A 13910-nucleotide genomic window follows, 5' to 3' on the forward strand; every position below is an offset into this window, starting at 1 on the left:
GCCGGGAAACGAAAAGACCCCTCGCGGGTGCGAGAGGTCTGCGCGCGGGTCTGGGGCACTGTGGCCGCTTCCGCGAAGTTCTTCCGCGGTTCAGCGGCCACTGCGGACCGGCGCGCTGCTGTCCATAATCATGAGCTGAGCAGGCACGCCCGCAGTGTGTCACACCGTCTCACCGCGAGAGCACCGCGTCTCACGATACGAGAGCCTCGTCAAGGAATTCCGAGACGTGGGCCAGGATGTCCCCCCGCCCTATCCCGGGCAGGCCGACGGCGACCTGGATGCTGAACCCGTCGAGCAGGGCCCGCAGCCGGGCGCCGAAGCGGTCCGGGTCCACGGGCCGGAACTCCCCGCGCGAGATGCCCTCGGCCAGCAGGGCGACCAGGTCGCGGTGCCACGCGCCCTCGATGGCCGCCTGGCGCTCGCGTTCCTGCGGACCGGCGTTCTGCGAGCGGTTCCAGACCTCCAGCCACAGGGTCCAGTGCGGATCCCGGGCCTCCTCGGGCACGTAGAGGTCCACGTACGCCTGGAGCCGCTCGCGGGCCGAGCTGCTGCGGGCCAGCAGGGCCCGGCGACGGGCGCCCAGGGCCGCCTCGCTCCACTCCAGCGTCTGCAGCAGGAGCTCGTCCTTGCTGCCGAAGTAGTAGAGGAGGTGGCCGCTGCTCATGCCGACCTGGCGGCCCAGCCCGGCCATGGTCAGGCCCTCCAGGCCGCGCTCGGCGATCGTGGCCATGGCGGCGACGAGTACGTCCTCGCGCGGCGGCGCGTTCTTCCGCACCGCACGTACTCCACCCGCCGCCATGGGCCACTCCTTCGTCGATCCGCCGCAGGTCAGACCTTCGGCTGCTGCTGGGTGATGCAGTGGATACCGCCACCCCCGGCGAAAATCGTACGTGCGTCAACCAGTGTCACGGTCCGCTCGGGGAACAGGCCGCGGAAGATCTCGGCGGCCTCCTCGTCACGCGGGTCGTCGAAGGAGCACAGCACCACCCCGCCGTTGCACAGGTAGTGGTTGATGTAGGAGTAGTCCACCCACTCCCCGTCCTCCTCCAGCACGGTCGGCGCCGGGACCTCCACGACCTCGAGCCGGCGGCCCCGCGCGTCGGTGGAGGCGCGCAGGATGGCGGCGATGGTCTTGCAGCGTTCGTGGTCGGGGTGGGCCGGGTCGGGCTGGGTGTGGACCATGACCACGCCGGGGCGGGCGAAGGCGGCCACGATGTCCACGTGGCCCTGGGTGCCGTAGGTGCCGTAGTCGCCGGCCAGGCCGTAGGGCAGCCAGATCGCCTTGGTGGTGCCGAGGTGGGCGTGGATCTCCTCCTCGACCTGCTGGCGGGTCCAGCCGGGGTTGCGCCCGGCGCCCAGCTGCACGGTGTCGGTCAGCAGGACGGTGCCCTCGCCGTCCACGTGGATCGCGCCTCCCTCGTTGACGAGCGGGGTGCTGTACGTACGGGTGCCGGCGAGGTCCGAGACGTGCCGGGCGACCTTGGAGTCGTGCTCCCAGCGGGCCCACTCCTGGGCGCCCCAGCCGTTGAAGGTCCAGTCCACGGCGGCCAGCTCGCCGGCTTCGTTGGTCACGAAGGTCGGGCCGATGTCGCGCATCCAGGCGTCGTCGAGCTCGCGCTCCACCAGCTGTACGTCCTCGCCGACGACCGCGCGGGCGCTCTCGGCGTCACCCGGCGAGACGACGAGGGTCACCGGCTCGTACGCGCGGACCGCGCGGGCGACGGCGCCCCAGGCCTCGCGGGCCTCGGCGAGCTCCTGCGCGTTGGTGAAGGTCGGGTTGGGGCTGGGCCAGGCCATCCAGGTGCGCTCGTGGGGCGTCCACTCGGCGGGCATCCGGAAGCCGTGGTCCGTGGGCTTTGCAGTCATGGCAGGGGTCCTTAAGGGCTGTGCGCCGTGCGCGGAGTACGGGCGTTACAGGAAGTACAGGCGGTTGAGGGAGACCGAGTCGGCCGCTTCGGAGCGCAGCGGGTCGCCGTCGAGGGTGACGAGACCGCTGCGCGCGTCCACGTCGACCGCGCCCACCCGGGAGTTGAGGAGGAGGTTCCCGGGGCCGATGCCGCGGGTGCCGCGGACGGCGACGCGGCGGCGCCGGGTGGGCATCTCGTCGCTGCCCAGCGCCGCCGCGGCGGCCGATACGAAGGCGACGGAGATGTCGGCTGCGGTGGCCCCGTAGGAGCCGAACTGCGGGCCGAGGACCAGCGGTTCGCAGGTGTCGGTGGCCGCGTTGGGGTCGCCGGTGACCCCGTACGCGGGGAAGCCGGACTTGAGGACCAGCTGCGGTTTGGCACCGAAGAACTGTGGGCGCCACAGGACGATGTCGGCCAGCTTGCCGACCTCGATGGAGCCGATCTCGTGGGCCAGGCCGTGGGCGATGGCCGGGTTGACGGTCAGCTTGGCCATGTAGCGCAGGACGCGGGCGTTGTCGTCGCCCTCGCCGTCGCCTTCGAGGGGGCCGAGCTCGCCCTTCATCTTGGCGGCCATGGCGAAGGTGCGGCGGATGGTCTCGCCGGCGCGGCCCATGCCCTGGGCGTCGGAGGAGGTGATGCCGATCGCGCCCAGGTCGTGCAGGACGTCCTCGGCGCCCATGGTGCCCGCCCGGATCCGGTCGCGGGCCATGGCGGCGTCGCCGGGGAGGTCCGGCTTGAGGTCGTGGACGGAGACGATCATGCCGTAGTGCTCGGCGACCGCGTCCCGGCCGAAGGGCAGGGTGGGGTTGGTGGAGGAGCCGATGACGTTCGGCACGCCCGCCATCTTGAGCACGTTCGGGACGTGTCCGCCGCCGCAGCCCTCGATGTGGAAGGCGTGGATGGTGCGGCCGTCCAGGACGCGCAGGGTGTCCTCGACGGAGAGGCACTCGTTGAGGCCGTCGCTGTGCAGGGCGACCTGTACGTCGTACTCCTCGGCCACCCGCAGCGCGGTGTCCAGGGCGCGGGTGTGCGCGCCCATGTCCTCGTGGACCTTGAAGCCGGAGGCGCCGCCCTCGGCCAGGGCCTCGACCAGCGGCGCGGCGTCCGAGGAGGAGCCGCGGGCGAGGAAGCCGATGTTGACGGGCCAGGCGTCGAAGGCGTTGAAGGCGTGCTTCAGCGCCCACGGGGAGTTGACGCCGACGCCCCAGACGGGGCCGAACTCCTGGCCGATGATCGTGGTGACGCCCGCGGCGAGCGAGGCCTCCATGACCCGCGGGGAGAGCAGGTGGACGTGGGTGTCGACGGCGCCGGCGGTGGCGATCAGGCCCTCGCCGGACACGATGCTCGTGCCGGTGCCGACCACGACGTCCACCCCGTCGAGGGTGTCCGGGTTTCCGGCCCGGCCGATGGCGTGGATGCGGCCCTCGCGGATGCCGATCGAGACCTTGCGGATGCCGAGGACGGCGTCGATGACCAGCACGTTGCTGATCACCACGTCGCAGGTCTCCCGGACGGCGGCGGCCTTCAGGTGCAGTCCGTCGCGGGCGGTCTTGCCGAAGCCGGCCAGGAACTCGTCGCCCGGCTTCTGGGAGTCGGACTCGACGCGGACGGTGAGTCCGGAGTCGCCGAGCCGGACCCGGTCGCCGGCACGGGGGCCGAAGACGGAGGCGTACTCGTGGGGGTCGATGTGCCGGCTGCCCGGCGCGCAGTGGTCGCCGTGCCTGGTCTGCTTGCTCACGCCCGCCCTCCCTCTGCCGCGTCGCCGGCATCGCCGGTTCCGCTGCCCAGGTAGCCGCAGGCGGCGGCGCGGCGCAGGGCCTCCTCCTTGGCCCCGGGGGCGTCCAGGGGTCCGTCGACCAGTCCGGCGAAGCCGATGGCGATGCGGTCGCCGCCGATGGGGACGAGGCCGACCTCGGCCTCGCCGTGCGGATCGAACCGTACGGACGAACCCGCGGGCACGCACAGCCGCATGCCGTATGCCGCGGCGCGGTCGAAGTCGAGGCGGGGGTTCGCCTCGAAGAAGTGGAAGTGGGAGGTGACGCTCACCGGCACGGAGGCCGTGTTGCGCACGCGCAGGTGCAGCGCCGGCTCCGGCTGGGGTGCGCCGGGGCCCGGCACGACGGCGCCCGGGGCGTTCTCGCCGAGCGGCACCGCGCCCCGGATCGGGGCCGAGACCACCGCGAGGCGGGAGCCGTCGTCGAAGACGGCCTCCACGTGCACCTCGGTGACCACGTCGCAGACGCCCGGCAGCACATCGGCCGGGCCGAGCACGCCGCGGGCCTCCTCGATGGCCTCCGCGAGCCGCTTGCCGTCGCGCGCGGCCTCGCAGACCGTGTCCGCGATGAGCGCGGTAGCCTCCGGCACGTTGAGCCTGAGCCCGCGGGCCCTGCGGGCCCTGGCCAGTTCCGCCGCGCTGCGCAGCAGCAGCCGGTCGCGCTCCGTAGGGGTCAGCCGCACGCCGATCCACCACCTTTTGAGTCGATGGGTTAGAGCATCACTCTAACTCTTCATTTCTCGGCAATGAAGCATTGACCTGGGACCAGGGGTTAGGTCACATTGAGTGTCGCTCAAACACTTGCGAACCACCCCCCGCCCTGCCAAGGGAGTCCCCCCATGCCCATCGAACAGCGCGGAGTCGACACCATCCCCGAGGAGGAGCGGACGAGCGGTCCCCGTGACCTGATCTCGATCCTGCTCGGCTCCAACCTCTGCCTCGGCGTGATCGTGTTCGGCTGGCTGCCCCCGTCCTTCGGACTGGGTCTGTGGCCCTCGGTCACCGCCATCGTGACCGGCACGCTCGTCGGCATCGCCTTCACCGCGCCGCTGGCGCTGGTGTCCCTGCGCACGGCGACCAATCTCTCCACCTCCAGCGGCGCCCAGTTCGGTGTCCGCGGCCGGCTCGTCGGCTCGGTGGTCGGCCTGCTGCTGGCACTCGGCTACACCGCGCTCACCCTGTGGATCGGCGGCGACGTCATGGCCGGCGTCCTGTCCCGGCTCACCGGGCTCGCCGACACCGGCGTGACGCGGGCCGCGATGTACGGGGTGCTGGCCGCCTGTACCGTCGTCGGGGCCGTCTTCGGCTACCGGCTGCTGCTGCGCATGAGCAAGGTGCTCTCCATCGGCATGGTGGTCCTGCTCGCCGTCGGCCTGTTCGCCTACGCCCCCGACTTCACCACGGCCGCCCCGCCGGAGACCTCGTACCTGCTCGGCTCCTTCTGGCCGACCTGGCTGCTCGCCGCCGTCGCCGCCGGGCTCAGCGGACCCGTCGCCTTCATCACCCTGCTCGGCGACTACACCCGCTACATCTCCCCCCGCGAGCACGGCTCCCGCAAGGTGTTCTGGTCCACGGCCCTCGGTCTCCTGATCGGCCTGCTGATCCCGCAGCTGTTCGGCACCTACACCGCGCTCGCCGCCAAGGCCGGCGCCGACTACGCCGGGCCCCTCGTCGAAGCGGCTCCGTTCTGGTACCTGCTCCCGCTGCTCGCCGTCGCCGCGGCCGGCTCGGTGGGCAACGCCGGGCTGATGCTCTACTCCATGGGCCTCGACCTCGACGCCATCGTGCCCAAGGCCACCCGCGCCAAGGCCACGCTGGTCGCGGCCGCCGTGGCCACCGCGTTCGTCTTCATCGGCTCCTTCGAGTGGGACGTCCAGTCCGCGATGACCTCGTTCGTCCTGCTGCTGACCGCGATCGGCACCCCCTGGGCCGTGATCACTCTGATCGGCCACGTCCGCTGCCGCGGGCGGTACGACGCCGACGCCCTCCAGGTCTTCAACCGCCGCTCGGTGGGCGGGATCTACTGGTACCGCGCCGGCTGGAACGTGGCGGCCACCGTCTCCTGGGCCGTCGGCGCCGCAGTCGGCCTGCTCGCGGTGACCACCCCCTTCTACGAGGGCCCGCTGCTCGCCCTGACCGGCGGCGTGGACTGCTCCTTCGTCCTGTCCGGCCTGGCCGGCGGCCTCGTCTACACGGCCCTGACCGCACGGCGCTCCCCCGCGGCGGCGGCCGGGACCGCGGAATCGGCCGCGCCGGCCGCGCCGGCCGACAGGGTCGCCGTCGCCGCCGACTGAGGGCGGACAGCGGGACCGGTACGCGGCGCGGGCCCCCGGGAGGACGTCCTCCCGGGGGCCCGCGGCCGTCGCCGTCGCGCGCTAGCGGCAGTTGTTCGCGGTCGTCGCCTGGGTGGCCGCGGTGTCCAGCGCCTGGATCTGCGGCTGGAGCTGGGTGATCGCGTCCTTGCCCGTGGTGTCGCCCGGCAGGTCCTCGTAGGCCTTCTTGAGGTTCTCCGCGGCCGAAGTCACCGCGTCCTTCTCGGCGGACTTCAGGGCCGAGGTGTGCTCCTTGACGTTCTTCCAGTCGTTCTGGACGGCGTCGTACGCCGACTTCAGCTGGTCCTTGGTGGCCGTGGCCGGACTCAACGCCTTGAGCGCGGCGTTGTCCGACTTCAACTGGACGAGGCTGGTGCACAGCGCGGCACTGGCCGACGAGGCTGCCTCCGCCGGCGTCGTGTCGTCGTCGCTGGAACATGCCGAGGCGCCGAGTACCACGGCCGCGCACAGCAGGCCGGAGGCAACGAACCGCTTCATGGGGATCCGCCTTCCCGCCGGCCCGGACGGCCGACGCACGAGAGATTCACGCCCCTGGGGGCGTACCGTGCCGCCCGGAGCCGGTGTCCGGCGCCGCATGGGCAGGCGCGATCAACGTCGCACGGCGGTCCGCCCACCGCACGTCCGAAGCGGCCGGACGCACGCTCTGCGCGCAGCGGCCGGCGGGGCCGCAACGCCCGTGGGCACTGGCAGGGGCGGCTCCCGCGGCCGTCGCGGGCGACGGTGCGCCACAGCGCCACCCGTACCCCCGTACGGGTGGCGCGGACGGGTGCGGCGGCCCGCCGCACCGCCGGGCGCCGCTCGCCCCGGACGCACGAAGAGGCCCCGGCCTCCCGGCCGGGACCTCTTCGTCGTGGCGTTCTTCGCGGCGGGCGCGGAGCCGACTAGCCGAGCGGGTGCATCCAGCCGTGGGTGTCGGCGGTGCGGCCGGTCTGGAGCTCCAGCAGCGCCTTGCGGAGCTTCATCGTGACCTCGCCGGGCTCGCCCGTGCCCTGGGTCCAGTTGGCGCGCTCGGACTTGACCGAGCCGACCGGGGTGATGACGGCGGCGGTGCCGCAGGCGAACACCTCGGTCAGGGTGCCGTTCTCGTTGTCGCGCTTCCAGTCCTCGGTGGAGATACGTCCCTCCTCGGCGGTGTAGCCGAGGTCGCGGGCGATGGTGAGGAGGGAGTCGCGGGTGATGCCCGGAAGGAGCGAGCCGGTCAGCTCCGGGGTGACGATGCGGTCGCCGTACACGAAGTAGAGGTTCATGCCCCCCATCTCCTCGATCCAGCGGTGCTCGACGGCGTCGAGCCAGACCACCTGGTCGCAGCCGTGCTCGGCCGCCTGGGCCTGGGCCACGAGCGAGGCCGCGTAGTTGCCGCCGGTCTTGGCCGCACCCGTACCGCCCTTGACGGCGCGGACGTACTCCTCGGAGAGCCAGACGGAGACCGGCTTGACGCCGCCGGGGAAGTACGCGCCGGCGGGCGAGGCGATGACCATGAAGAGGAACTCGTTGGCCGGGCGGACGCCGAGGCCGACCTCGGACGCGAACATGAACGGCCGCAGGTACAGGGAGGCCTCGCCGGACTCCGGCACCCAGGCCCGGTCCTGCTTGATGAGCGCGTCGCAGGCCTCGATGAAGAGGTCGGCGGGCAGCTCGGGCATCGCCATGCGGCGGGCGGACGCCTGGAAGCGCTCGGCGTTGGCCCGCGGGCGGAACGTGGCGACGGTGCCGTCGGGCTGCTTGTAGGCCTTGAGGCCCTCGAAGATCGTCTGCGCGTAGTGCAGGGTCATGTTCGCCGGGTCGATCGACAGCGGCGCGTACGGGACCAGCTCTGCGTCGTGCCAGCCGCGGCCCTCGGTCCACTTGATCGTCACCATGTGGTCGGTGAAGTGGCGGCCGAAGCCGGGGCTGGCCAGGATCGCCTCGCGCTCCGCATCGGACAGCGGGTTCGAGGAGGGCTTGAGCTCGATCGTGGGCGTCGTCATGAGTGCTTGTCCTTCACCGGTTTCGTAGGGCGGACCGCGCTCACGGCGTACCAGGACGTCCGAGCTTCCCCGCATTTCGCGGTCTCGCGTTCGATTATCGCTCGCGAGGTGCCTGCGGAGAAGCGGGGTGAAGCGGAGTGAATGCGGCCCAGGGGAGATGGTGGCACCCGGGGCCGCACAGGAAAAGCCGCCGGGTGCGTCGTGCGCGCGACCCGGCGGCTTCCTGGAGGTGGAGCTGCCGGGTCAGCCGGCTACTCGGGCGGCGAGCGCGTCGCCGATCTGCTCGGTGCTGCGGAAGGTGCCGTCGCGCTCCGCGAGGTCGGCGCTGACCGCGTCCTCGATGCGGACGGCCCGGTCCTCGAAGCCGAGGTGGCGCAGCAGGAGGGCGACGGAGAGGATCGTGGCGGTCGGGTCGGCCTTGCCGGTGCCGGCGATGTCCGGGGCCGAGCCGTGGACGGGCTCGAACATGGACGGGAACGCGCCGGTCGGGTTGATGTTCCCGGAGGCGGCGAGGCCGATTCCGCCGGTCACGGCCGCGGCCAGGTCGGTGAGGATGTCACCGAAGAGGTTGTCCGTGACGATGACGTCGAAGCGCTCGGGCTGCGTGACGAAGAAGATCGTCGCGGCGTCGACGTGCAGGTAGTCGGTGGTGACCTCGGGGTACTCCTGGCCGACCTTGTCGAAGATGTTCTTCCACATGTGGCCCGCGTACACGAGGACGTTGTTCTTGTGGACCAGCGTCAGCTTCTTGCGGGGGCGGGAGTCGGCCCGCTCGTAGGCGTCGCGGACGACGCGCTCCACCCCGTACGCCGTGTTGATGCTGACCTCGGTGGCCACCTCGGCGGGCGTACCGGTGCGCAGGCTGCCGCCGTTGCCGGTGTACGGGCCCTCGGTGCCCTCGCGGACCACGACGAAGTCGATCTCCGGACGGCCGGCCAGCGGGGTGGCCGTGTTCGGGAAGAGCTTCGACGGGCGCAGGTTGATGAAGTGGTCGAAGGCGAAGCGGAGCTTGAGCAGCAGGCCGCGTTCCAGCACGCCCGACGGGACCGACGGGTCGCCGATGGCGCCCAGCAGGATCGCGTCGTGGTGCTTGAGGGCTTCGAGCTCCGCGTCCGGGAGGGTCTCACCGGTGCGGTGCCAGCGCTGCGCGCCGAGGTCGTACTCCTTGGTCTCCAGCTTCACATCCTGGGGCAGGACCGCGGTAAGGACCTTGAGGCCCTGAGCCACGACTTCCTGGCCGATGCCATCACCGGGGATCACTGCGAGATTGATGCTGGTCGACATGTCGGAACCGTACTCCCGGTCCCAGCCCTCGGTCATATTGCGTCCACCATGTGGACCAATCCGACCGAGGGCCGGCGTGCTCGTCGGGGGGTGCTCAGTGGCCGGTCGAGCCGCCGTTGTCCCGGCGGTCGAGGGCGCGCTGGAGAGCGGCCGCGGCGTTCTTGCGGTCGGCGTCGGCGGTGGAGGAGTGGCGGACGCGGCGGGCTGCGGTGGATGCGGTCATGGTGATCGACTCCTTGAGATCACGGCGTGGCGGGGCCACGGATGAGGGGTTCCTTCAAGGCGCCGGAAGAGGCGGGGAGCAGTGCGCGGCAGGGGTTGCCTGCCCAGGGGCGCGCGCTCTCGACCGCCATTCGCCGGATCGGCGAGACGTTCGGCTTCTACAAAGCTAGGGCAGCTCCCGTTGTATGTCTCCGCAATTAGTCGGGCTTCCTACTATCTGAGACGGCCACCCCCTCGAAAGGGCCCTCAACGAAGCTCCGATTCAGGCCTTCTCGGAGCGAAGTTCCCTGATCAGAGCCCGTACGGCGAGAGTCGAGGCGGATTCCGGGGTGGTGACGTATCCCACGCGTCTCACGGGCCCCGAAGGGCCCAGTCCGGTGACGTCGACGGCGTCCGTGGCCTCGCGCAGCGACAACTCGGGCAGGATCGCCATGCCGAGCCCGCGCCCGACCATGGTCAGCACCATCGCGTCGTCCTCCGCCTTGACGGTGGCGCGCGGGATCCAGTCCTGGGCCCGCCACCAGTCGCGGGTGTACGAGCCGCAGTTCTCGTCCCAGTCCAGCAGGGGCAGCGCCTTCGGGTCCGGGTGTCCGGCGGGGTGGACCAGTGCGTACGCCTCCTCCCGGAGCACCCCGGTCAGCAGTGCCCCCGCGCGGGCCTCCGCGGGTGCGGGCCCGGTCCCGTTCAGCGTCGCGATGCCGAGGTCGGCGCGGCCCGCCGCCACCTCCCCGGCCGTGCCGGCGCCGAGCTCGCGCACCACCCGCACCTCGGGGCGGATGCCGGGGTGGCGGGCCGTGAGCCGCTCCAGGGCCGGGGGCAGCAGGTGCAGGGCGGCGCTGCGGAACGCCGCGATGCGCAGGACGCCCCCGACTGCGTCCCCGGGGTCCCGGCCGGCGCCGCGCACCTCCGCGCCGAGCACCTCGTACAGCCGCAGGATCCTGCGGGCGAGGGCGACCGCGCGCTCCCCCGCCGGGGTGGGCGAGGCTCCGGCGCGCCCGCGCTCGAAGAGGACCGCGCCGACCTTGGCCTCGCTGCCGCGCACCGAATGCGAGACGGCCGACTGCGTGAGGCCCAGCCGGACGGCCGCGGCGGAGAAGCCGCCGGTCTCGGCGACGGCGACCAGGACGCGGAGTTCGTGCGGGGCGAGCTCGGCCACGGCGGCTCTCACCTCGTTCTATGAGCGGTGTTCATGGATGTGCGGCTTCCATGAGCGCAACCCCCTGCCCGGGCCGGTGATTCCTTCCTAGCGTCCTCGCCATGACCACGAACCGCACCGCCCACGCCGTCCACCTGATCGCCCGCCCCGCCGGCTTCCCCGTCGCGGCCGACTTCGCGTACGTCGAGACCCCCGTCCCCTCCCCCGCTCCGGGCACCGCCCTGGTGCAGAACCTGCTGCTCTCGGTGGATCCGTACCACCGCGGGATGATGGACGGCGGCGAGGGCGGCTTCGAGCTGAACACCCCGCTGGAGGGCCGGGCGGTGGGCCGGGTACTGGCCTCCCGCGACCCGGAACTGCGCGAGGGCGACCTGGTCTTCCACCGCGCGGGCTGGCGCACCCACGCCCTCGTCACGCTCGGCGCGGACGGCACCCGCAAGCTGCGCGGCCACGCGGGCGTCCCGCTGGAGGCGTACCTGGGCATCCTCGGCGGCACCGGCCTGACCGCGTACGCCGCCCTCACCCGGACCGCGGCGCTGCGCGAGGGCGAGGACCTCTTCGTCTCGGCCGCAGCGGGCGGGGTGGGCACCGCCACCGGGCACATCGCGCGGCTGCTGGGCGCCGGACGGATCATCGGCAGCGCGGGCTCGGCGGCGAAGGTCCGCCACCTCACCGGCACGCTCGGCTTCGACGCGGCCTTCGACTACCACGACGGGCCGGTCGGCGAGCAGCTCGCCGAGGCCGCGCCCGACGGCATCGACGTGTACGTGGACAACGTGGGCGGGGACCATCTGGCGGGCGCGATCGACGTGCTGCGCGAGTACGGGCGGATCGCCTGGGTCGGCGCGATCTCGACGTACAACGGGGACCGCTCGCCCGCCGCGCCGCGCAACCTCTTCGAGGTCGTCCACAAGTCGCTCCGCCTGGAAGGGGTATTGGTTCGCAATCACACCAATTTGCAGGACGAGATGGAGGACTTCCTGGTCCCCCACCTGCAGAGTGGCCGGATCGGTATGGACACCACCGTTTTCCAGGGAATTGATCACACGGTGGAGGCCTTTCTGGGCATGCTGCGAGGCGACAATCTGGGCAAAATGCTGGTCCGTCTCACGGGCTGAATCCAGCCAACCGGATGTTCACCGACTTCTTACCGCACGGATGTAGACCTTTGGCGCGGCGCCCGCCACTCTTTCCGTCAATGTGCCAGCGGGGCACTTGAGTTGGAGGCGAGTAGCCAGTGACACCGATCAGCCGCAGAGGTTTCGTGGGAATCGGCGCCGGGCTGATGGCCGGGGCCGCCCTGCCGGCGATCGCGCCGACGTCGGCGGCCGCCGCCGCCGCGACCGGCACGATCACCGACGTGAAGCACGTGGTGATCCTGATGCAGGAGAACCGCAGCTTCGACCACTACTTCGGCAGGCTGAAGGGTGTCCGCGGCTTCGGCGACCGCGCCGCCGGCAACATCCCGGGCGGCTGGGGCACGTTCAACCAGTCCAACTGGGGCGGCCGCCAGTACCCGTGGAAGCTCAGCTCCACCCCCGCGGCGGGCGGTGTCGACGGCGAGACCCTCGCCCAGTGCAACGGCGACCTTCCGCACAGCTGGTCCTCGCAGCACGCGGCATGGAACAAGGGCCGGATGGACAATTGGGTCCTCGGCGTCGGCAACACCCGCACCCTCGGCTACCTCGACCGCGGCGACATACCGTTCCACTACGGTCTCGCCGACAACTACACGATCTGCGACGCCTACTTCTGCTCCACCCTGAGCGCGACCGGCCCGAACCGCACCTTCCTGTGGAGCGGCAAGGTCGACGCGGGCAGCAAGGACGGCGGCGACGAGTCCGGGCTGACCTGGGAGACGTACGCGGAGGCCCTCCAGCGGGCCGGGATGAGCTGGAAGGTCTACCAGAACGCCCAGGACAACTACGGGGACAACGGGCTGGCCTACTTCAAGAAGTTCACGGACGCGGCGCCCGGCAACCCGCTGTGGGACCGCGGCATGGGCTCCGTCCCGAAGGTCACCGGCTCCACCCCCGACGACATCGCGGCCGCCATCCGCGCGGACGTCGTCGCCGGCACCCTGCCGCAGGTCTCCTGGGTCGTCGCGAACGAGGCCTTCTCGGAGCACCCGTACGCCCCGCCCGGCGACGGCGCGCACTTCGTGGACCTCGTCTACCGGGCGCTGTCGGCGAACCCGGAGGTCTTCGACTCCACCGTCCTCTTCCTCAACTACGACGAGAACGACGGCTTCTTCGACCACGTCCCGCCGCCGATCGCCCCGCCCGGCACCCCCGGCGAGTACATCGACGGCACGCCGATCGGGCTCGGCTTCCGCGTCCCGATGATCGTCATGTCCCCGTGGACGCGCGGCGGCTGGGTGAGCTCGGAGGTCTTCGACCACACCTCGGTGCTCCGGTTCATGGAGACGTGGACGGCGGCCCTCGGCACCCCGGCGGCCTGCCCCAACATCAGCGCCTGGCGCCGCAAGGTGACCGGCGACCTGACCGGCGTCTTCGACTTCGCGCGCCCGGTGTACGGGGTGCCGGCCGGGCTTCCCCCGACCGCGAAGGTCATCGGCCAGGCGACCTGCGGCCCGCTGCCCAACCCGGCGCCGCAGGACAACGCGCTCCCGGTGCAGGAGGCCGGTACCCGCCCGGCGCGCGCGGTTCCGTACCAGGTGAACGGCAACCTGGACCGCTTCGAGTTCGGCGCGGCCGGCAAGATCCTGGCCTGGTTCTCGATGACCAACCAGGGCGCGCAGGCGAAGCAGGCGGCGCACTTCTCGATCCACCCGCACCAGTACCGGGACACGGCGGCCTGGCAGTACACGGTGGATCCGGCCGGCACGGCGACGGACTACTTCAACATCGGGCTCGGCAGCGGTTCCGGCAAGTACGACATCTCCATGTACGGGCCGAACCGCTTCCTGCGCCGGTTCATCGGCGACGCTTCGAAGGCGGGCAAGGCGGTCGAGGTGGCGGCCCGCTTCGCGGTGGAGCCGGGCACGGGCAAGACGGCGATCTGGTTCAAGATGACGAACAGCTCGGCCGCGCCGGTCACCTTCACGATCCGCTCGAACGCGTACCGCTCGGACGGCCCGTGGACGTACACCGTCCCGGCGAACTCCTCGCGCGAGGACTACTTCAACGCGGTCGCCTATAACAACGGCTGGTACGACTTCACGATCCTCGCGGACAACGACGGCACCTGGTCGCGCCGCTACACGGGCCACATCGAGACGGGCGCGCCCAGCATCTCGGGCTGACG

General features: G+C 71.7%; 12 protein-coding genes. 3 read left to right on the plus strand and 9 right to left on the minus strand.

The annotated features are described in order from the left end of the window. Nucleotides 1-190: 190 nt before the first annotated feature. From ACFYXV_RS00805 to ureA, 4 genes are read right to left on the minus strand one after another with little or no spacing between them, the layout of a single operon-like run. A complete protein-coding gene (locus ACFYXV_RS00805; protein ID WP_389381715.1) occupies nt 191-799 on the minus strand; it encodes a TetR/AcrR family transcriptional regulator in 609 nt (202 codons plus the stop codon). Between the two features lie 29 nt (nt 800-828). Further along, nucleotides 829-1866: an agmatine/peptidylarginine deiminase gene (locus ACFYXV_RS00810; RefSeq protein WP_385472896.1), complete on the minus strand. Its 1038-nt coding sequence runs from the start codon at nt 1864-1866 to the stop codon at nt 829-831. Nucleotides 1867-1911: 45 nt separating this feature from the next. Then, on the minus strand, nt 1912-3594 hold the full coding sequence (locus ACFYXV_RS00815; protein WP_389382098.1) for an urease subunit alpha: 1683 nt from the start codon (nt 3592-3594) through the stop codon (nt 1912-1914). Between the two features lie 47 nt (nt 3595-3641). After that, entirely contained in the window at nt 3642-4364 is a 723-nt protein-coding gene (ureA, locus tag ACFYXV_RS00820) for an urease subunit gamma (protein ID WP_385472899.1), read from the minus strand. A 156-nt stretch (nt 4365-4520) separates the two neighbouring features. On the opposite strand from ureA, the gene ACFYXV_RS00825 reads away from it, so the two are divergent. Continuing rightward, complete coding sequence (locus ACFYXV_RS00825; RefSeq protein WP_385472902.1) at nt 4521-5975, plus strand: cytosine permease; 1455 nt, start codon at nt 4521-4523, stop codon at nt 5973-5975. Nucleotides 5976-6056: 81 nt separating this feature from the next. Here the strand turns inward: ACFYXV_RS00825 and ACFYXV_RS00830 are convergent, their stop codons facing one another. From ACFYXV_RS00830 to ACFYXV_RS00850, 5 genes are all read right to left on the minus strand, one after another. Then, nucleotides 6057-6491 carry a hypothetical protein gene (locus ACFYXV_RS00830; protein WP_385471669.1) on the minus strand — a complete coding sequence of 145 codons (435 nt, stop codon included), beginning with the start codon at nt 6489-6491 and terminating at the stop codon, nt 6057-6059. Nucleotides 6492-6895: 404 nt separating this feature from the next. After that, nucleotides 6896-7981: a branched-chain amino acid aminotransferase gene (locus tag ACFYXV_RS00835; protein ID WP_048475979.1), complete on the minus strand. Its 1086-nt coding sequence runs from the start codon at nt 7979-7981 to the stop codon at nt 6896-6898. 243 nt (nt 7982-8224) lie between these two features. Beyond that, nucleotides 8225-9265: a 3-isopropylmalate dehydrogenase gene (locus ACFYXV_RS00840; protein WP_385471667.1), complete on the minus strand. Its 1041-nt coding sequence runs from the start codon at nt 9263-9265 to the stop codon at nt 8225-8227. A gap of 94 nt (nt 9266-9359) precedes the next feature. Beyond that, a complete protein-coding gene (locus ACFYXV_RS00845) occupies nt 9360-9488 on the minus strand; it encodes a hypothetical protein (protein ID WP_266625109.1) in 129 nt (42 codons plus the stop codon). 261 nt (nt 9489-9749) lie between these two features. Continuing rightward, on the minus strand, nt 9750-10643 hold the full coding sequence (locus ACFYXV_RS00850; protein WP_385471663.1) for a LysR family transcriptional regulator: 894 nt from the start codon (nt 10641-10643) through the stop codon (nt 9750-9752). Between the two features lie 101 nt (nt 10644-10744). Between ACFYXV_RS00850 and ACFYXV_RS00855 the strand changes: the two genes are divergently transcribed. Then, nucleotides 10745-11761, plus strand: coding sequence for an NADP-dependent oxidoreductase (locus tag ACFYXV_RS00855; RefSeq protein ID WP_385471660.1), 1017 nt, complete (start codon nt 10745-10747; stop codon nt 11759-11761). Nucleotides 11762-11880: 119 nt separating this feature from the next. Then, on the plus strand, nt 11881-13908 hold the full coding sequence (locus ACFYXV_RS00860; RefSeq protein WP_385471657.1) for a phosphocholine-specific phospholipase C: 2028 nt from the start codon (nt 11881-11883) through the stop codon (nt 13906-13908). The last annotated feature ends 2 nt before the right edge of the window (nt 13909-13910 follow it).

Origin of the sequence: Streptomyces sp. NPDC002181 (assembly GCF_042890485.1) — a bacterium.
GTDB lineage: Bacteria > Actinomycetota > Actinomycetes > Streptomycetales > Streptomycetaceae > Streptomyces.